Origin of the sequence: Nocardia lijiangensis NBRC 108240 (genome assembly GCF_001613045.1) — a bacterium.
Taxonomy (GTDB): Bacteria; Actinomycetota; Actinomycetes; order Mycobacteriales; family Mycobacteriaceae; genus Nocardia; species Nocardia lijiangensis.
Window position 1 is genome coordinate 1 of record NZ_BDBP01000074.1, and the last position, 19,519, is coordinate 19,519.

Sequence of the window (19,519 nt, forward strand, 5' to 3'; positions counted from 1 at the left end):
AGCTTCAACGGCTTGCCCAGACCGGTGCCCTCGCCCTCGGGCAGCGGGATCCGGTAATGCTTGCCCTGATACTCCAGCCGTTCCCGGCGCCACACCTTGCGGCAGATCTCCACCAACTCCCGGGTGCGTCCGATCGGCGCGTCGTAGGCCACCCCGTGGAAACCCTCGATCACCTGCGGGCCCGACGCACCCAACCCGAGCAGGAACCGGCCCTCGGACACGAAATCCAGACCCGCTGCCGTCATCGCCGTCAGGCTCGGGGTGCGGGTGTAGATCTGCAGGATCCCCGACGCCAACTGCACCCGCTCGGTCCTGGCCGCCAGATACCCCAACGCACTGACCGCATCGAAGGAATACGCCTCGGGCACGAACACCGTGTCCAGCCCGGCCCGCTCCAGGTCGGCCACTTCCGCCGCGGCTTCCTTGAAACCACCCGAGTAGTTGATACCCAATCCGATACGCATGATATGCACCTCATTTCATATGCAACTGGTTGCACACTACCTCGCGTTCCTCCGCATGGCACCCGCGGTCGCGATGCGGGCTGCACGCACCGGGCGTACAGGGCTACGCAGAGCAGCCGCTTCCGCCCAGCTTGCGCACTCGGCAGCCATCGACCTGGCAGGGGCTGATGCCGCCTTCGAGATGGGCCTACCCGCTGTCGGCTGGTGTCATACCGCCGGGTCTCGACGTCGCGCCCGACCGGGACGTGCTCGTCTATCCCGGCGGGGCGAGGCGCTCGTCCGTTGCCGCTGGATCCCGACCATCTCGCATGGGTTCGGGCGCAACGCGGGACGACGCCCCTGATCACCAGTGCGTGCACCGGCGCCCTGGTCCTCGCCGCCGCCGGTCTGCTCGCCGGGCGGTCGGCTACCACCCGTTGGCGCTCGCTGGACCGGCTCGCCGCGTTGGATCCGACGATCGAGGTCCGTTGTGGCGAACGATTTGTCGACGACGGCGACATCGTCACCGCCGCAGGGGTTTCCGCCGGATCTCAGGGCTCCAGGATCAGCTTGCCGGTCATGCGGCTGGTCCGGCTGAGCCGGTGCGCCTCCTCGGCGCTGGTGAGCGGCAGCTTCTCGGCGATGCTCACCCGCAGTTTGCCTGCGGCGACGGCGGCCACCAGCGGCTCCAGTCGCTCACCGGTGGGCTTGCCCAGAATGGTTTTGGACTTGAACGGCGACACCAGCATTTGCACGACGGCGGCGGGGCTGTCGCCGGCCACCATGATGTGGCGCCCGCGCGAGGACAGGAGGGCTCGGCAGTCGGCGCCGGAGTAGTTGCCCACGCAGTCGATGACGATGTGGAAGGGGGCATGCGCCCTGGCTTGGGTGAGTGCATCGCCCTGGGTGTAGTCGAGGACCACGTCGGCCCCCAGGTCGGTGACCATCTCCACGTTCTTCGTCGAGCAGACACCGGCTACGAAGGCGCCCTCTGATTCGGCGATCTGCACCGCAAGCTGACCTACGCCGCCGGAGGCGCCCAGCACCAAGACGCGGCGGTCGGCGGGCTGTGCTTGGCGGATGCGGCCCAGGTCGACCACCGCCATCCGGGCGGTGACGCCGCTGATGGGCAGAGCGGCGGCCGCGGCGATGTCCACCGAATCCGGGATACGGCAGAGCTGGTCCTCGCGGACCAGCACGGTGTCGGCGTAAGAGCCGCGCTGGCCGCGCGAGAAGTTGGTGCCGCCCACCACCCGGTCGCCCGGGACGGCGCGCGTCACCCCCGGGCCGACGGCCTCGACCACCCCGGCGAAGTCCACCCCCACCACGACCGGTGGCCTCGGCCCCAGCAGGCGGGCCGCCAGACGCAGGGGACCGTAGCTACGCATCTTCCAGTCGACCGGATTGACCCCGATGGCCTGGACCCGCACCCGGACCTCGTGCTTGCGCGGCTCGGGCGTGGGCAGCTCCAGGAGTTCCAGCGGCTCTCCGGTCTTCCAGGTGCGCTGTGCCATGGCTTTCATGACCCAGAGCGTAGGGCAAACGAGCCGTCCACCGGCCAGCTCGAGTAGGCGGGGCCGCGCCTCAGGTGCGCGGCGAGACCGGTACCTGACCTGTCGCCCCGAGTACCGCGTCTACTGCCTTGCGGACCCGATCGGCAACGGCCTCGGAGGACGAGGCGTCGAACTTGCCGTCGAGGTGCAAGAAGGCAAGGCCATGAACCAGCGCCCACACGGCTGCTGCCATCGCATCCGGGTCGGCAGTTGGAAAGGCTTGCCGCACAATCGATTTGACGTACTCATTGATCGCCTCCGCCGCGGCCACCCGCTCGGGGCTGTTCGGATCGCAAGGCTCGGCGAACATCGCTCGAAACATTCCCGGTCGCGTCAGCGCGAATTGGACGTAGGCGACCGCGGTGGCGGCGAGGCCTTCGGCCGTGGCCGGTGCGGGATGCGCCGAGGCCAGAGAGGTGGCCAGTTCGCGATAGCCCACCGCGGCGACGGCGGACAGCAGCGCATTGCGGTCGGCGAAATGCCGGTACGGCGCCGCGGTGGACACGCCGGCGCGCCGTGCTGCGGCACGGAGCGACAGCTCGGCCGCGCCGCCTTCCTCGAGAAGCTCCACGGCTGCGCGCACCAGCGCATTGGGTAGATCGCCGTGGTGATACGACGTGGTCGACGTTGCCATGGTCCCAACCTAACAAGCGTTGACATCGCTTACATCTCCCTCTAATGTTAGCACTGCGCACATGATGTGAGCACTGCAAACATTCGAGCTCGAAGGGAGGTCCACAATGACGAGCGGTTCAGCACTGGACGGGTTGTTCTCGCCTCTTCAGTTGCGGTCCGGCCAGGTATTGCGCAACAGGATCGCGAAGGCGGCCATGGAAGAGGGGATGGCGGGGCGGGCGCAACTGCCCGACGAGCGCCTGATCGCGTTGTATCGACGGTGGGGCGCGGGCGGTGCGGGCCTGCTGATCACGGGAAACGTGATGGTGCACGCCGAAGCGCTGACCGGGCCGGGCGGCATCGTCCTGGACGCCGACGCGCCGTTGGAGCCCTTCGTGGCGTGGGCACAGGCGGGCAAGGCCGCGGGTGCGGCCATGTGGATGCAGATCAGCCATCCCGGCCGTCAGGTTCAGGCGCGCATGCCCGGAGTCGTCTGGGGGCCTTCGGATATCGCGGTCGATGTGGGCCGTCACTCCAAGCGGTTCGGCCGGCCGGTCGCGATGACTTCCGAGCAGATCCAGGCAACGATCGCCCGGTTCGTCACCACCGCCCAGCGTGCCGAGCTGGCCGGGTTCGACGGGGTCGAGGTCCACGCCGCGCACGGCTATCTGCTGTCGCAGTTCCTGTCTCCGCTGGTCAACACGCGCACCGACGAATGGGGAGGCTCGCTCGAGAACCGCGCGCGGCTGTTGCTCGAGATCGTGCGCGCCATCCGCGCCGCGGTGTCGCCGAGTTTCGCCGTCGCGGTGAAACTGAATTCCGCGGACTTCCAGCGCGGCGGCTTCGACGCCGATGACGCGCACAGGGTGATCGGCATGCTCGCGTCGCTGGGTGTCGACCTCGTCGAGGTATCCGGCGGCAGTTACGAAAGTCCCGCCATGTCCGGTCGCCCCACCGATGGGCGCACCGCCGCCCGCGAGGCCTACTTCCTGGAACTTGCCACGGAACTGGCCGAGACCAGTGCGCTACCCCTGATGCTGACCGGCGGGATCTCTCGCCGGGAGACCGCCGAACGAGTGCTGGCCAACAACGTCGCGGTGGTCGGCATGGGAACGGCGCTTTCGGTCACCCCCGATCTGCCCAACCGCTGGCGCGAGGGTTTGGCGGCGACCGGAACCATGAAGCCGGTGACCTGGTCGGACAAGTCGCTTGCCTCCCTCGCCGAAATGGCGCGTGTCCGCTACCAGATGCGGCGGATGGCCGCGGGGAACAACCCTGCGCTCGGTGTCAGTCCGGTGTTCGCGCTGATCGCGGACCAGCGAGTGCAGAGTCGCGCACTGCGTCGCTACGCGCGATGGCTCGCGTCGAGGGAACGGCAGGGCGCTCGTAAGCCGAGCGTGGCGGCGCTCTGAGTCGCGGGGCAGGCGTTGGCTTCCAGTGATCGGCAACGCGTCGTCCGCGTTGACGGCCAGCACCGCAGTCACTAATGTAAGCGGTGAATACATTTGGCGAAGGTCCGCGTTTCTCCGACTTTCGGCGCCAAGGTGTCAGTTTTCGCGATGTCGCACGGACCTCGCCGTATTCGTCTTCGCATGACCGCATGAGAGGAATAAGACGATGACGAAGGTTCTGTTCGTGATCTCCGCGGCAGATCGCTGGACGCTGAACGATGGTTCGGTGCACCCCTCGGGCTACTGGGCCGAAGAGGTCGCGGTGCCGCACCGGATCTTCTCCGAGGCGGGCTGGGATATCGCCGTTGCGACCCCGGGTGGCAAGGCTCCGACCCTCGATCGGCTCAGCCTCGGACTCGCCGGTGGAATGCCGTGGAAGCGTGGCGCGGTCAAGAGCTACCTGGACGGCATCGAGCCTGTGCTGGCTACACCGGTGGCGCTGGAAACCGTCGACCCGGATGCGTTCGACGTGGTGTTCTACCCGGGCGGGCACGGTCCCATGGAGGATCTCGCCTACGACAAGACCTCCGGCGCGCTGCTGGCCAATCGGCTGGCGTCGGGCAAGCCGCTCGCGCTGCTGTGTCATGCGCCTGCGGCGATCCTGGCCGCGGCCGCGCCCGACGGCACGTCACCGTTCGCGGGCTACCGGATGACCGGGCTGTCCAACCGGGAGGAGCTGTTCAACCGGTTCGCGAGAAAGGCGCCGTGGCTGCTGGAGGACAAGTTGAAGGAGGCGGGTGTCGAGTACTCCAAGGCGCGAATTCCGCTGCGGCCCTTCATCGTTGTCGACAGGAATCTGTACACGGGGCAGAATCCGCAATCCTCGGAGGAGCTGGCAGGGCGGCTCGTCGCCGACGTCGGCGCCCAGTCCTCGAAGTGAGCCTTTCTCGGCCTGGGCGGCAGTCGATCCTCGCCGCCCAGGGCATCGCAGAGTCCTTGGGTCAGATCACACCCCCGCATTGTTGACAGCGCTTACATAGCGGAATAACCTCATGTTTGCACTGTATACATTAGAGCGAGGGAGAGACGCCGATGTCATCGACCGATCAGGACACAGTCGAGGTCGACCTGGGTGGCCGCACGGTCACGGTTCCGAAAGGCGGACTGTACGACCGGTATCGGATGAACACCGATCTGGACGAAGTCGCCCGCGATCCCCGCGTCAGTAGCGTGGACTTCTTCCGGCGGCTGCCGAAAACCAAGGTCGACTCGCGGATCGGTCCGACGCTGACTCCGAACTTCTACTACCGCGTCTCGACCGCCCGGCTGACGATGCTGGCCCGCTCCCGCACGATCCGTACCCGTCTGCCCGGGGAATTGGCGCCGCTGGAAATAGCGCCGGGTCTGGGGCTGGTCTCGGTGATGTTCTTTCGCTACGACGTGTGCGACATCGACTTCTACACCGAGGCCGCCGTCGGGGTCGCGGTCAGACCGGCACGGCACGGCCGCCTCGGGTTCGTCGATCTCGTCACGGGCCTGAAGAACGACCACCTCGATTCCTACGTGCTGTCCCTGCCGGTCAGCACCGATATCGCCCAGGTGCGCGGTCACGACGGCTACGGCTTCCCCAAATGGGTCACCGAGCTCGAGGTCGACATCGATGCCGGTCGAACCATCGCGCGAGTGGCGAACGATGTCGGCGAGACGGACCTGTCGCTCTCGGTGGCCACGCCCGCCCAGACCACATATCCGACCGGCGAGCGGGTCTCGACACTCACCTCGTACACGTCGATCGACGGCGCGTGGCATTCGACCCTCAGCCAGACCAACGTGCTCTCGGCCGGAAGTGCGTTGCTGCCGCGCAACGTCGACCTCCGGATCGGGCAGGGCCGTATGGCAGACGACCTGCGATCGCTCGAACCGATCAAGACCGTTCGGCTCGATGTGACGACCGAAGGCCAACTCGCCCTGCACATGCCGGTCCCCACCTCGGTCCGCAGCTGACCGACGGCGGGCCACCGATCGCGGCGAAGCCGACCTCCACCTCCAACCCGCCGCCCGCGACAACATCACGGAGCTCTGCCATGCCAACTGACCACGCCACCCTCACCCGCAGCTCGGGTCTGCCTCCCTCGCTGAACCCGGCCCTGCTCGAGCGACTGACCGCACGAGTCGCGGCCACGGCGGACGCCGTACGGGTCACCACCAATGCCCCGTACACCGGTGGGCCGCTGGCCGACCTGCCGGTATCGACGCCGACGGATGTCGAGACAGCATTCGTGCGCGCCCGCGCCGCCCAGGGGGCCTGGGCCGCGACGTCCATGCGTGAGCGAAAAGAGATCATGCTGCGTTTCCACGATCTCGTTCTCGACCGCCGCAACGAGGTGCTCGATCTGATGCAGGCCGAAAGCGGCAAGACCCGTCGTGACGCGTTCCTGGAAATCACCGACATCGCCATCACCGCACGGTATTACGCGCGCAGTGCCGCCAAACTGCTCGCGCCCCAACGCCGCCGTGGTGCGATCCCGCTGCTGACCCACACCACCGAACTGCGCCACCCCAAGGGCGTCGTCGCCGTTGTCTCGCCGTGGAATTACCCCCTGAGCATGGCCGCGGGCGACGCCATTCCGGCGCTCATGGCAGGCAACGCCGTGGTCCAGAAGCCCGATACCCAGACCGCGCTCACCGCGCTGTGGGCCCTCGACCTGATGCACGAGGCCGGTTTGCCGACCGGTGTGTGGCAGATGGTGGTAGGCCGGGGCAGCTCCATCGGCGGCGCGCTGATGGACAACGCCGACTACATGATGTTCACCGGCTCCACCGCCAGCGGACGCCAGATCGCCCGCGACGCAGGCGAACGCCTCATCGGCGCATCCCTGGAACTGGGCGGAAAGAACGCCATGCTCGTCCTCGACGACGCCGACATCGACCGCGCGGCCGACGGCGCGATCGCCGCGTGCTTCCCCTCGACCGGCCAGCTCTGCGTCTCCATCGAGCGCATGTACGTGGCCGAGACCATCCACGACGAATTCGTCGCCGCGTTCGTCGACCGCACCAGGAAACTCCAGATAGGCGCCGCCTACGACTACAGCCGCGACGTCGGCAGCCTCACCAACCCGGCCCAGCTGGACACCGTCACCGCGCACGTCGAGGACGCCGTCGCCAAGGGCGCGACCGTGCTGGCCGGCGGTAAGGCACGACCCGATCTCGGGCCGCTGTTCTACGAACCGACCATCCTCACCGACGTCACCCCCGACATGACGCTCTACGAGCACGAGACCTTCGGCCCCGTCGTCTCGATCTACCCCTACCGCGATGTCGACGACGCGATCGCGCGGGTCAACGCCACGCCGTACGGTCTCAACGCCAGCGTCTGGACCCGCGACGGCGCCAAGGGCCGGGCCGTCGCCGCCCGACTGCACGCCGGAACGGTCAACGTCAACGACGCCTTCGCCGCCGCATGGGGAAGCATCGACTCACCGATGGGCGGCATGGGTGACTCGGGACTCGGTCGCCGCCACGGCGCCGACGGCATCCTCAAATACACCGAGCCGCAAACCGTTGCCCACCAACGCCTCCTGGGGTTCGACGCACCTGCGGGCGTCTCGCACCGAACCTGGGCCACCATCCTGACCGCCACGTTGAAGGTCCTGAAGGGAATCGGCGCTCGCTGAGGCGCAGCGCCTGCCACAACCTCCCACGCACGCACGGACCGGCGCGGATTCAGGCGAGAACAGTGGCGAGGAACCCCGAGATATAGGCGAGAGCGAAGAGGAGGGGGATCCACTGCTCGATGTGGGAGAGGGGCCAGTATCGTGCCCTGTCCTTACCTTCACCTAGCGCCCACCATTCGGCGCGGCAGAAGGGGGAGGCGGGGAGTCGTTCTTCGAGGGCGCCGACGACCTCGTATTTTGCGCTGTTCAGGAGCCGGTAGCTGCGGACCAGGTAGAGCCAGGCGACACATTGGCCGAGGATCGCGGCCAGGGGGATCGCCAGCCATCCTTCCTTGCCGTCCTGTGGGGTCTTCCCGAAGGCGGCGACGAGCGTGAAGATGCCCGTATTGAGGGTGAGGAAGAAGGAGTTGGTCAGGCCCCGTCGTGCGCTCACCCGATCGGCCATCTCCACATAGAGCCGGTACTGGTCGAGCACCGCGGTCTCGTAGGTGGCGGTGCGGCCGTCGGGTTCGGTCCCTTCTTGCGGGTCGTTCCAGAGACGGTGGCGAAGCTCGGATCGGCGATCGTTGTGGTGCACCGTCCACCTCCTGCGGTATCGCTACTCCGAATATCGACATGTCGGTTCCCAGCTGGACGGCATGTATTCCTGTAGCTGGGTTCGGGTCACGTAGGGAGCAGCAAGATCACATGCCGCGTCGGCGTCCCAGAGTCGATCCCACACCCGCACTGTCTTGTCGTAGCTGGCGGAGGCCAGCCGGGCACCGTCCCGGCTGAACGCCATTGCATTCACCCAGCCGGTGTGTCCGGTGAGCGGTGCGCCGATCGGCCGCCCGGTGGCCGGGTCCCACACCCGCACCGTTTTGTCGAAGCCTCCGGAGGTCAGTCGGCCGTCCGGGCTGAACGCTACCGAGAACACTCCGTTGGTGTGGCCGGTGAGCGATTCGCCGACCTGATCGCCGGTGGCCGGGTTCCACAATCGCACGGTGTTGTCCCGGCTGGCGGTGGCGAGACGGGTGCCGTCTGGGCTGAACACCACGACGTTCACCCCGTTGGTGTGGCCGGTGAGCGGCTCGCCGATCGGGCGCCCGGTGGCCGGATCCCACAATCGCACGGTCTGATCGGCGCCGGTGGAGGCCAGTCGGGTGCCGTCCGGGCTGAACGCTATCGAGTACACCCCGTCGGTGTGTCCGGTGAGCGGTGCGCCGACTTGCTCGCCGGTGGCCGGGTTCCACAATCGCACGGTGTTGTCTCGGCTGGCGGTGGCCAGTCGGGCGCCGCCCGGGCTGAACGCTACCGAGTACACCCAGCCGGTGTGTCCGCTGAGCGGTTCACCGACCTGCTCGCCGGTGGCCGGGTTCCACAATCGCACGGTGTTGTCTCGGCTGGCGGTGGCCAGCCGGGTGCCGTCCGGGCTGAACGCTACCGAGTACACCCAGTCGGTGTGTCCGGTGAGCGGTTCACCGACCTGCTCGCCGCTGGTCGGGTCCCACAGCCGCGCAGTCTGATCGGCGCCGGCCGAGGCCAGTCGGGTACCGTCCGGGCTGAACGCCACCGAGAACACCCAGCCGGTGTGACCGGTGAGCAGGTCGCTTACGGGTCGGCCGGAGATCAGATCCCACAACCTCACGGTCTGATCGGTGCCGCCGGTGGCCAGTCTGGCCCCATCCGAGCTGAACGCTACCGAGTGCACCGCGTTGGTGTGGCCGGTGAGTGGTTCGCCGACTTGCTCGCCGGTGGCGGGGTCCCATAGCCGCACTGTTTTGTCGAGACCGGCGGTGGCCAGCCGGGTGCCGTCCGGGCTGAACGCCACCGAGTGCACCCCGTCAGTGTGGCCGGTGAGTGGTTCGCCGACTTGCTCGCCGGTGGCGGGGTCCCATAGCCGCACTGTTTTGTCGAAACTGGCGGTGGCCAGCCGGGTGCCGTTCTGGCCGAACGCTACCGAGTACACCCAGTCGGTGTGTCCGGTGAGCGGTTCGCCGATCGGCCGCCCGGTGGCCCGGTCCCACAACCTCACGGTCTGATCGGTGCCGCCGGTGGCCAGTCGGGTGCCGTCCGAGCTGAACGCTACCGAGTACACCCAGCCGGTGTGACCGATGAGTGGGGTGCCCACGGGCCGGCCGGACATCAGATCCCACAACCGCACGGTCTGATCGGCGCCGGCGGTGGCCAGCTGGCTGCCGTCCGGGCTGAACGCTACCGAGTGCACCCCATCGGTGTGGCCGGTGAGTGGTTCGCCGACTTGCTCGCCGGTGGCCGCATCCCAGACCCGCACCGTTTTGTCGAAACCGGCTGTGGCCAGCCGGGTGCCGTCCGGACTGAACGCCACCGAGTACACCCCGCGGGTGTGGCCCATGAGTGGTTCGCCGACTTGCTCGCCGGTGGCCGCATCCCACACCCGCACTGTTTTGTCGAGGCCGGCCGTGGCCAGTCGGGTGCCGTTCGGACTGAACGCCACCGCGGTCACCGAGTCCGTGTGTCCGGTGAGCGGGGCACGAACCTGCTGAGCATTGCGGTGGCTGAAGGCGATGCGGGCGTTGACCAATGCGTTGGTGGCCTGCCAGAGCGGCGCCGGGGTTGCCAGGCTGCTCTCGGCGGCGAGCGCGAGAGCGGCCGCGGCATTGCCGGTGGCATCGCGGGAGGCCGCGGTCAGGGCGAGAGCGACCGCGTCGTTGCGTTGGCGTACCGCCTCTCGCTCTTTCGCGATCGCGATCGTTGCCGCGGCGATCGCGAGAACGGTCAATAGGACCAGCCCCGCGACGGCGGTGCGCCGCAACCGCCGGAAACGGCGTTGCTCGCGTAGATCCTCGCTGGCCAGTTCATATTTGGGTTTGCCGTGGATCGGGGCTGCGAGGTCGGTGACCTTCTCCCGGAATATCGCAGCGCGCGGGTCCCATGGCGTGTCCTCGGAGACGTCGACGTAGAACGGTTCGGTGGCCAGGGCCCCGGGTTGCGTCAGCACCGGCAGGGCCACGTCGGATCGGTCCGGATCGAATCGTCCGGTGTCTTCGTCCCAGGTCAGGTGTCCGTTGGCGACGACGAAAAGCAGCTGGTCCGGTCCGTGCCGCTGCAGCCAGTGGGTGACTTCCTTGTTGACCCAGCCGGAAGCTGCCGCGTCGCGGGAGAGGACCACGATCAGGTAGCGGGCGCGGTCCATTGCCTCGGTGACTCGGCCCCACAGGTTGGGGCTGGCGGTGAGGTCGGTGGCGTCGCGGAAGACCCGCAGAGCGTGCAGGTGGCCCATGCGTCGGCCGATGCGATGCAGACCCTTCTGGATTCCCGCGGCGACCGGCCGATCATCGTGGGCGTAGGAGATGAAGGCGTCGTAATCGAACGACTCCCTGCTCCCGCGAGCCTGCCCCGGAACCTCCGGGGCCTGAGCACACATGGGTTGACTCCCTGCTCTCCAGCCGAGGTGCATGACCTGGACTGTCCGAGCATGACGCGCACGAGTTCGGACGTCGCGCGTAGTTTGCTACTCGCTTTCGCAGGAAGTCGTGGAGTGGCGCGCAGGGCGTCGAGTTCGGCGGCAGTTACCTGCCTGCCGGGGTGGACACGTCGATCGGCACTCCGGTCTCGCGCTCGGAGACCTCCCACAGTTTGGCGATGGCGCCGCTCATGCCGATCTTGCGGAAGATCGGTTTGCGCACCGGCGGTCCGTTGTTGACGAACAGCGGGCCGTAGAACTCACCGCCGTTCGCGGCCGGGTCGGTCGCTGCGCGCAGCTGTGGCAGCGCCCCGTCGGATGCGGACATACCCGTGTGCACAGCGGCCCAGTGACTGAACCGCTGTGTCGCGCCGCCGCCGGATTCCTGCACACTGACCGCTTGGAGGTTGGTGTTCGACAAGCCCGGATGCGCGAGGAGGCTCGCCGCGCCCACGCCCGCCCGCTCGAACTCGCGCTGCAGTCCCAGGCCGAAATGGAAGTTGGCGAGCTTGGCCTGGCCGTACGCGCGCCACGGCCCGTAGCGGCCTTCGAGGTGCGGGTTGGCCGGATCGACGGCGCGGCCCATGTGATGGGCCGTGCTCGTCACGGTGACCACCCGGGCGTGCGCACCGCGCAGCAGCGCGGGCATCAGCAGCGCGGTCAGGGTCCAATGCCCCAGGTGGTCCACACCGAACTGCATCTCGAAACCGTCGACGGTCTTCGACTCGACGGTCGCCATCACTCCGGCGTTGTTGATCAGCAGGTCGATGCGCGGATGTGCGGCGAGGATCTGTTCGCTCGCCGTGTGGACGGATGCCTGCGCGGCGAGGTCGAGCGCCACCAATTCCAGGGAGGCGTCCGGCGCCGTCGCGCGGATGCTTTCGATCGCGGCCGCGGCCTTGTTCTGATTGCGCACCGCCATCACGACATGCGCGCCCTTCGCCGCCAGTTGCCGCGCCGTCTCCAGCCCGAGCCCGCTGTTGGCCCCGGTCACCACCGCAGTCCGGCCGCGCTGATCAGGGATTTCGGACGTGTTCCAGAACATCGCGAACCTCCTGGCCGAATGGTTCGTTCGGTCACGAAATCTACCAAAACTAGTTCGGAAGAGCGGCGGTTCGGAAGCTGAACCGGAGAACTACTGATCAACCCACTGAACCTCGTCACTCGACCGCTCACCGCGCAATCCGAGGTCGCTTTCAGCCGATCGGCTGGATGGTCTCCCGGTCACGGCCGACCGCCGTTGCGTCGGAAGAGTTTTCGGTGCTATTGCCGGAGGTGGCGGTGCAGGCGCCGTGGCGGGTGAAGGGCTCGGCGAGCTGAGCCAGGTAGCCGACGGGGTAGTCGGGTTTGGCGGCCATCCCGAGGTCGGCGCTGGTGAAGCGGCGGGCGGGGTCGTAGCTGTAGGTGCGCAGCAGGTGATCCCAGAGGAGGGTGAACAACCCGAAGTTGACGTCGCCGATGCCCGCCCATTTGAGGTGGTGGAAGCGGTGGCCTTCGTTGAGCGCCAGGACGTATTTGAACGGGCCGACGCGGTAGTCGGCGTTGGAGTGTTGCAGCAGCAGCTGCACCGCGACCGCCAGCGACAACGCCGCCGCGACCGGCACCGGGATCCCGGCCAACAGCAGTGGGGTGACGCCTGCGGTCATCTCGAGGGTTTGGTGCAGGGGATGTTTCATCAGGCCGTTGAGGCCGTAGAAGCGGGTCACGCTGTGGTGCACAGCGTGAAACCGCCATAGCAGACCGATCTTGTGACTGGCGTAGTGCGTCAGAGTGATGCCGAAATCGGCGACCAGAATGGCGATCAGAACCTGAACGACGAAAGGCCAACCGGTAGGCCAGATCCCGTCACCGGGGACGAGCGCGGCCAAGGCCGGGATGGCGGCGACGCTGGTGAGAATGAGTGTTTCGTTGACGAAGGTATGCGCGGTATCGCGCCCCGCATCGCCGTGGGAGCTGTTCCAGACACTCCGATACGGCAGCAGGCGTTCGACGGCGAACGACAATGCGATAGCGGCAATCAGCAGAGCGAGCAGCCAGGCTTTGTTGGCTCCGCCTGCGGCCAAGGCGATTCCGGCGCCGTTGATACCGAGCAGCATGAGCGGTGCGTAGCCGTAGCGAATGAGGGGTCGAACGATTGTGGACATGGATTCAGCGTCGCCGCCGCACCCCGGTGCGGGCTTGTAGAAATCAGCTGAGCTGCGCGGCCGGTGGAGGTCGCCAGCCGGTCGCGATGAGAGCTTCGGTGGGGGTGATGCCGAACAGGTCGCGACAGGTTTTGGTGAGATGGGCGCTGTCGGTGAAACCCGTAGCGTGTGCGGCCTCGGTCAGCGAGCCGCCCGCGCGCACGGTGCCGACCGCCAGTTGCAGCCGAGTCCAACGCCGCCACGCCGCATACGGCAGCCCTACCTGCTCGGTGAACAGATGCGACAGGCGACTCGGCGACATCGCCACGGCGGCCGCGAGATCGCCCAGCGACGGTGGCCCGCCCGCGGAAGCCGCTGCCACGCGCAGCGCCTCGGCAACCACCGGGTGCGTGGACCGCCACGACGGACGCGACACCGAATTCTGCTGCGGCGCTATCGATGTGGTGCGCGGGATCGCCGCGGTGATCCAGCTGGTGACGTGATCGGCAGGCAGGCAACGCAATCGAGTGAGGGCGGCGCGACCGACGGTGCCCGCGGAGTCGAGGTAGGCGATGAAGCCCTTGGTGGCCGGGGCGGCGCGCACTTCGTGACGCACGCCAGGCGGGATGATCGCCACTTCGGCGTTCGCGGAGCGTCCGGCGGCGTCGATCAGGGTCACCTCGCCCGCGGTGACGAGCAGGACTTGGACGGCGGCATGGGAATGGGCTCCGGTGTCACCGATGTCGCCGGTGAAGGCCATCAGACCGGGGGTGAACACGACCCCGCCGAGCCAGCGCGGCATCGTCACGGTCACCGCGATGAGCTGTGGACGGGCAGGCGAACCGCGATGAGCACAGCGAAGGCTGCGCTGATCGCTGCGCAGACCGAAAACACCGACGACATCGCGTGAGTGTAGGCGACCCCGGCCGCGTCCAGCAGCATCACTAAGTGTTGCTAAGTACCGGTAGTCAACGTTACTATGTACTAGTAGTCAGCAACACTGAATAGTCGAGGGAGGTGCTCCATGGGCAAGCAGGTGACGGAGATGCTCAAGGGGACGCTGGAAGGCATCGTCCTTGCGATCCTGTCCCGCCGGCCCGCCTACGGCTACGAGATCACGGCGTGGCTGCGGGATCAGGGCTTCTCCGATATCGCCGAGGGCACCATCTATGCGCTGCTGGTCAGGATCGAGCAGCGCGGCCTCGTCGACGTGGAGAAGGTCCCGTCCGAGAAGGGGCCGCCGCGCAAGGTGTACTCCCTCAACGCTCAGGGACGGGAATATCTCGAAGAGTTCTGGAGGACTTGGAGCTTCCTCGCCGAACGGCTCGAGCAGCTCCACGAAGGAGGTAAGTAACCATGTCCGATGTCGAAAAGGGCGGCTTCATCGCAAAGGTGATCGGGCCCAAGCGGCGATGGCGGCAGTACAAGGCGCGCGCGAGAGAGCTTCCGCCGAACTACCGCGGGGCGATCGAAGCGATCGAGCGTTACCTGATGCACTTCGTGCCGATCGACGGCGACAGCAATGCGTCGATGTTCGAAGACCTCGCCGACCTGTTCGAACGCGCCGCGGCGGACGGAACGCCGATCCGCGAGATCGTCGGAGAGGACCCGGTGGTGTTCGTCGAGGCGTTCGTCCAGAACTACTCGGAGGGTGGCTACGTTCCCGCCCGTGCGCGGAAGCAGCTGACCGACGCCCTCGCGCGCTCCGCTACTGCGGACGCAGGACCAGCACGGTGATTTCGCTCGGTGCGAAGACCCGCAGTTGCGGCCCCCAGAAGCCGGTTCCCCGGCTGGTGTAGAGCTGGGTGCCGCCGTGGCGGCTCAGTCCGGCGACGACCGGCTGGTCGAGGCGGACGAGATAGTGGAAGGGCCAGATCTGGCCGCCGTGGGTGTGGCCGGAGATCTGTAGTGCCACACCGGCGGCCGCGGCGTCGGTGATCTGCTTGGGTTGGTGGGCGAGCAGCACGACCGGTGCGCCCGGGTCCGCACCGGCGAGCGCGGCGGGAAGGTCCGGGCCATGACCGGCCAGGCCGATGCCCGTCGGGTCGTCGATGCCCGCGATCACCAGGTGGTCGTCGCCGCGGCGCACTGCCACGTGCTGGTTGTGCAGCGGTTGCCAGCCGAGCGACCTCATGTGGTCGATCCAGCCTTGCGCGTCGCCGAAGTACTCGTGGTTGCCGGTGATGTAGAACCGGCCGAGCTCGGCCTCGACCTTGCCGAGCGGATCGACCTGCGCGCGCCGCTTCGCCACCGAGCCGTCCGCGAGATCACCTGCGTGGCAGGCGATATCGGGACGTTGCGCGTTGACCACCTCGACGACGCGTTCCGACCAGCGCAGTCGGTTCAGCGCGGCGAAATGGGTGTCGGTGACGACTACCAACCGCAGGCCGTCCAGCGCCGGGCCGAGCCCGGGGATGGATACCTCGACGGTGCGAACACGCGGTACCCGCCGTGCTTCGATCACGCCCCATACGACGAGCGCGGTTGCGGCGGCGAGCACGCCCGCGGCGACGATCCGGGAGCGGGCAGGATCACCGACACCGGCCACGGCGAGTCCGAGGCGCGCAACGTTGCCGAACACCGACCAGCTGAACACCACCCACATCACGCCGAGCAGCGTGTCGCCGACGATCGAGGCGGCATCCGACTGCGCGGGCCCGTGGCCGAGATACATCGAGGCGGGCAGACAGCAGAACGCCAGCGCGAACAGCGCCGAACCGAGCCAGAACAGCGAGCCGGTTCCCTGCGTGGGCGCCGCCACCAACGTCCACCACGGCAGCAAGATCAGTACAGCGGGGATCGCCAGGAACATGACCAAGCGGGGTACATATCTCAAGAGGGTTCGTCCTCGCGCGCGGGTGTAGCGCGCGGTCCCTCACCCGGCGCCATGAACACTCCCGACGATAGCAGCGGTTATCCCACGCCGAGGCGGTCGGCGGCGACGGCGAGATCCTTGTCACCGCGACCCGACAGGCACAGCACGACGACGGAGTTCTCGACAACCTCGCCGCGGTCGGCCATCTCCAGCAGATGCCCGACGGCGTGGGCCGATTCGAGCGCGGCGAGGATGCCTTCGGTGTGACTGAGCGCCTGCATCCCGCGCAGTGCGACGGCGTCGGTGGCCGCGCGATAGCTCACCCGGCCACTGTCTTTCAGATGGCTGAGTTCGGGGCCGACGCCCGGATAGTCGAGTCCGGCCGCGATGCTGTGGGTTCGCGCAATCTGGCCGTCCTCGTCCTGGAGCAGGTAACTGTAGGAGCCGTCGATCTCACCCGGGCTTCCCATGCTCAGCGTCGCCGCGTGCGCGCCGGTGTCGACGCCGAGCCCGGCCGCCTCGACGCCGATCAGCCGCACCTGCGGATCGTCGGTGAACGGGTGGAAGACACCGATGGCGTTGCTGCCGCCGCCCACGCAGGCGAGAACGCAGTCGGGCAGTCTGCCTTCGGCACGCATGATCTGGTGTCTGGTCTCCGCGCCGATCACCGTCTGGAAATCCCGCACGATCCGCGGATACGGCGCGGGCCCTGCCGCGGTGCCGAACAGGTAGTGGGTGGTGTCCAGGTTCGCCACCCAGTCGCGGACCGCCTCGCTGATGGCATCTTTGAGGCGGCGCGATCCGCTGTCGACCGGTCGCACCTCGGCGCCGAGCAGATTCATCCGGACCACGTTCGACGCCTGGCGCCGCATGTCGTCGGTCCCCATGTAGACCACACAGGTCAGGCCGAGCATCGCGCACACCGTCGCCACGGCCACGCCGTGCTGGCCCGCGCCGGTCTCGGCGACGATCCGTCGTTTGCCCATCCGCCGCGCCAGCAGCGCCTGCCCGAGCGCATTGTTGATCTTGTGAGCGCCGGTGTGGGCCATGTCCTCGCGCTTGAGATAGACCCGCACGTCCGGCACGCCGAGCAACTCGGCGAACCGCCGCGCCTGATGCAGCAACGTGGGCCTGCCGACGCGGTCGCGCAGTAGTTCCCGGTACTCCGCCTCGAAGCTCGAATCGGCTTGTGCCAGAAGGTAGGCCGCCTCGAGATCCAGCAGCGCGGCCATCAGTCCTTCGGGCACGAATCTGCCGCCGAAAACGCCGAATCGTCCGCGCTCGTCGGGAAGCGTCTCGCGCCGGAACCCGCTCGCCGCCATGTCGTGATCAATCCTCATCAACACCAACGCTTTCACCGCCACCGATCCGACGGCTCAGTCTGTTCCGCTCGCACCAGCGCAATCCCACAGACCGGCAACAAGCGAGTTAACAGACTCGATCTTTCGGATGGTCGAGAACTTCTGTTGCGTCGAGATGTGATGTGGCTCATGCCGATATGGCATTGACTGTGCCGTTACGGCCAACGATGTCCTGGGTTCCGAATCGCACACCACACGGAAGGATCGACATGGCAGCGCCGGAATTCATTTCTGTAGAGGACTTTTTCAGACCGCCGACGAGTGCGGCGCCGTCGATTTCGCCGGACGGCACCAGGATCGCCTACCTGGCGCCGCGGAACAACCGGTTGAACGTGTGGATCAAGGACCTCGACTCCAACGAGGAAGCACGCTGTGTGACCGCGGAGGAGAACCGCGGTGTGCACGACTTCCGCTGGACCGGCGATTCGCGGTGGCTGCTCTACACCCAGGACGGCAACGGCGACGAGAAATGGCACCTGTATCGAGTCGATCTCGACAACCCGGGTGCGGAGGCGATCGACCTCACGCCGTTCCCCGGAGCGACAGTCGTCCACTTCGAGCTGCCCGGTGAACGGCCAGGAAAGGCGCTGCTGCACCTGAACAGCAGGGACATCGAAGTGTTCGACCTCTGCGAGCTCGACATCGCTACCGGTGCCATCACGGTGCTGGCCGAGAATCCCGGACATGTCGCCTTCTGGATGTGCGGTCCCGACGGCGACTTGTTCGCTCGCACCCTGACCTCCGCGGGCGATATCGAGATCTCACGATGGGACGTCGATGCTGCCACGTTGCACCCTATCGCGGTGTACGACGGTGCCGACTATCCGATGGGCGTGCTGCCGGTCCGGCTCACCCCGGACGGGTCAGGGGTGTGGATCGGTTCCAACCGCGGCACCGACCGGACCCGGCTGGTCCGGCTCGATCTGACCACCGGTGCGGAGACCGAGGTCGACAGTCACCCGACGTTCGACCTCGATACCCGCGGCGCCGTCTCTCCGGTGCTTCTGTCGCCACTGATTCTCGACCGCCGCACGGGGGAGTTGATCGGGGCCCGCTACCTCGGCGAACGACAGGTCGTCCACGCACTGGATCCACATTTCGCCGCGGTGCTGGAGAACCTGCAGAAGCTCTCCGACGGAGACCTGGCCGCTGTGTCCTCCGACGACACCGGGCAACGCTGGGTCGTCACCTTCACTCACGACCGCGACCCCGGTGTCGCGTACTACTACGACCATTCCACCGGCGCGCATCGGCTGCTGTTCCGGCCGTACCCGCATGTGGATCCCGAATCGCTGGCCCCGATGAGTCCGGTAACGATCCCGGCGCGAGACGGACTGAGCCTGCCCTCGTATCTGACGCTGCCCGTCGGCATCGAGCCGGTCGGGTTGCCGATGGTTCTGATGGTCCACGGCGGCCCGTGGTACCGCGACAGCTGGGAGTTCGACCCCGCCGCACAACTGTTCGCCAACCGCGGCTATGCGGTGTTGCAGGTCAACTTCCGCGGATCGACCGGGTACGGAAAAGCATTCGTCAAGGCGGCGATCGGAGAGTTCGCAGGCAAGATGCACGACGACCTCATCGATGCCGTGCACTGGGCCGTCGAGCAGGGCTACGCCGATCCGGACCGGGTTGCGATCTTCGGCGCGTCCTACGGTGGCTACGCGAGCCTCGTCGGCGTCACCTTCACTCCCGACGTCTTCGCGGCCGCTATCGACTATGTCGGCATCTCCGACTTGACGAACTTCCTGCGCACGATCCCCTCGTTCGCCAAGCCCCACACGGCCAACAATTGGCATCTCTTCGTCGGCGACCCCGACGACCCGGAGCAGAAGGCCGACATGCTCGCACGCTCGCCGATCACCCACGTGGACCGGATTCGCACACCACTGCTGGTGATCCAGGGCGCCAACGATGTCCGGGTGGTGCGCGCCGAGTCCGACAACCTCGTGAAAGCGCTCCTCGAGCGCGGAGTCGAGGTCGAGTACATGGTCAAGGACGACGAAGGACACGGCTTCGCGAACCCGGAAAACCAGATCGACATGTTCCATGCGATCGAGCGCTTCCTCGCTCGGCACCTCGGTGGGCGACGGGAATGATCGAATTCAGTCGCGCTTGACCAT

17 protein-coding genes and 1 pseudogene are annotated in these 19,519 nt (G+C 67.3%); 8 read left to right on the plus strand and 10 right to left on the minus strand.

What is annotated here, in order from left to right:
- The coding region (locus NL1_RS25550) for an LLM class flavin-dependent oxidoreductase (RefSeq protein ID WP_156095038.1) at window positions 1-464 on the minus strand (464 nt) is incomplete at its 3' end.
- Window positions 465-668: 204 nt separating this feature from the next.
- Between NL1_RS25550 and NL1_RS36820 the strand changes: the two are divergent.
- Window positions 669-929 (plus strand): annotated as a pseudogene (locus NL1_RS36820) (DJ-1/PfpI family protein); the annotation flags it as partial.
- A gap of 65 nt (window positions 930-994) precedes the next feature.
- Here NL1_RS36820 and NL1_RS25555 read toward each other — a convergent pair.
- Both NL1_RS25555 and NL1_RS25560 read right to left on the minus strand, forming a co-directional pair.
- On the minus strand, window positions 995-1,966 hold the full coding sequence (locus NL1_RS25555) for an NAD(P)-dependent alcohol dehydrogenase (protein WP_067844404.1): 972 nt from the start codon (window positions 1,964-1,966) through the stop codon (window positions 995-997).
- Between the two features lie 61 nt (window positions 1,967-2,027).
- Entirely contained in the window at window positions 2,028-2,630 is a 603-nt protein-coding gene (locus NL1_RS25560) for a TetR/AcrR family transcriptional regulator (RefSeq protein ID WP_067844407.1), read from the minus strand.
- Between the two features lie 106 nt (window positions 2,631-2,736).
- Here NL1_RS25560 and NL1_RS25565 point away from each other — a divergent pair, with 106 nt between their 5' ends.
- The 4 genes from NL1_RS25565 (at window position 2,737) to NL1_RS25580 (ending at window position 7,676) form a co-directional block, all read left to right on the plus strand.
- Window positions 2,737-4,023, plus strand: a complete 1,287-nt coding sequence (locus NL1_RS25565; RefSeq protein WP_067844410.1) for an NADH:flavin oxidoreductase/NADH oxidase family protein — start codon at window positions 2,737-2,739, stop codon at window positions 4,021-4,023.
- A gap of 205 nt (window positions 4,024-4,228) precedes the next feature.
- Window positions 4,229-4,942 (plus strand): type 1 glutamine amidotransferase domain-containing protein, encoded by a 714-nt coding sequence (locus NL1_RS25570; protein ID WP_067844413.1) that lies wholly within the window; start codon window positions 4,229-4,231, stop codon window positions 4,940-4,942.
- Window positions 4,943-5,094: 152 nt separating this feature from the next.
- Window positions 5,095-6,006 carry an acetoacetate decarboxylase family protein gene (locus tag NL1_RS25575; protein ID WP_067844416.1) on the plus strand — a complete coding sequence of 304 codons (912 nt, stop codon included), beginning with the start codon at window positions 5,095-5,097 and terminating at the stop codon, window positions 6,004-6,006.
- A gap of 80 nt (window positions 6,007-6,086) precedes the next feature.
- Window positions 6,087-7,676, plus strand: a complete 1,590-nt coding sequence (locus NL1_RS25580; protein WP_067844419.1) for a succinic semialdehyde dehydrogenase — start codon at window positions 6,087-6,089, stop codon at window positions 7,674-7,676.
- A gap of 49 nt (window positions 7,677-7,725) precedes the next feature.
- Here NL1_RS25580 and NL1_RS25585 read toward each other — a convergent pair whose 3' ends face one another.
- The 5 genes from NL1_RS25585 to NL1_RS25605 form a co-directional block, all read right to left on the minus strand.
- On the minus strand, window positions 7,726-8,253 hold the full coding sequence (locus NL1_RS25585) for a RipA family octameric membrane protein (RefSeq protein ID WP_067844421.1): 528 nt from the start codon (window positions 8,251-8,253) through the stop codon (window positions 7,726-7,728).
- 21 nt (window positions 8,254-8,274) lie between these two features.
- Window positions 8,275-11,061 carry a TIR domain-containing protein gene (locus NL1_RS25590; RefSeq protein ID WP_067844423.1) on the minus strand — a complete coding sequence of 929 codons (2,787 nt, stop codon included), beginning with the start codon at window positions 11,059-11,061 and terminating at the stop codon, window positions 8,275-8,277.
- Between the two features lie 145 nt (window positions 11,062-11,206).
- Entirely contained in the window at window positions 11,207-12,145 is a 939-nt protein-coding gene (locus tag NL1_RS25595; RefSeq protein WP_067844426.1) for an oxidoreductase, read from the minus strand.
- A 151-nt stretch (window positions 12,146-12,296) separates the two neighbouring features.
- Window positions 12,297-13,244, minus strand: coding sequence for a sterol desaturase family protein (locus NL1_RS25600; protein WP_067844429.1), 948 nt, complete (start codon window positions 13,242-13,244; stop codon window positions 12,297-12,299).
- A gap of 43 nt (window positions 13,245-13,287) precedes the next feature.
- The gene (locus tag NL1_RS25605; RefSeq protein WP_067844433.1) at window positions 13,288-14,037 is read right to left on the minus strand and encodes an AraC family transcriptional regulator; all 750 of its coding nucleotides are present in this window, start codon (window positions 14,035-14,037) and stop codon (window positions 13,288-13,290) included.
- Between the two features lie 210 nt (window positions 14,038-14,247).
- Here NL1_RS25605 and NL1_RS25610 point away from each other — a divergent pair, with 210 nt between their 5' ends.
- The gene (locus NL1_RS25610; RefSeq protein WP_067844436.1) at window positions 14,248-14,577 is read left to right on the plus strand and encodes a PadR family transcriptional regulator; all 330 of its coding nucleotides are present in this window, start codon (window positions 14,248-14,250) and stop codon (window positions 14,575-14,577) included.
- A 2-nt stretch (window positions 14,578-14,579) separates the two neighbouring features.
- Window positions 14,580-14,960 carry a DUF1048 domain-containing protein gene (locus tag NL1_RS25615; protein ID WP_067844439.1) on the plus strand — a complete coding sequence of 127 codons (381 nt, stop codon included), beginning with the start codon at window positions 14,580-14,582 and terminating at the stop codon, window positions 14,958-14,960.
- On the opposite strand, the gene NL1_RS25620 is transcribed toward NL1_RS25615, so the two are convergent.
- Window positions 14,932-16,059 (minus strand): metallophosphoesterase, encoded by a 1,128-nt coding sequence (locus NL1_RS25620; protein ID WP_245673525.1) that lies wholly within the window; start codon window positions 16,057-16,059, stop codon window positions 14,932-14,934. The two genes, NL1_RS25615 and NL1_RS25620, sit on opposite strands and share 29 nt — an antisense overlap.
- A gap of 77 nt (window positions 16,060-16,136) precedes the next feature.
- A complete protein-coding gene (gene trpB / locus NL1_RS25625) occupies window positions 16,137-17,378 on the minus strand; it encodes a tryptophan synthase subunit beta (RefSeq protein WP_067844514.1) in 1,242 nt (413 codons plus the stop codon).
- Window positions 17,379-17,608: 230 nt separating this feature from the next.
- On the opposite strand from trpB, the gene NL1_RS25630 reads away from it, so the two are divergent.
- A complete protein-coding gene (locus NL1_RS25630) occupies window positions 17,609-19,495 on the plus strand; it encodes a S9 family peptidase (RefSeq protein WP_067844444.1) in 1,887 nt (628 codons plus the stop codon).
- Window positions 19,496-19,519: the final 24 nt, after the last annotated feature.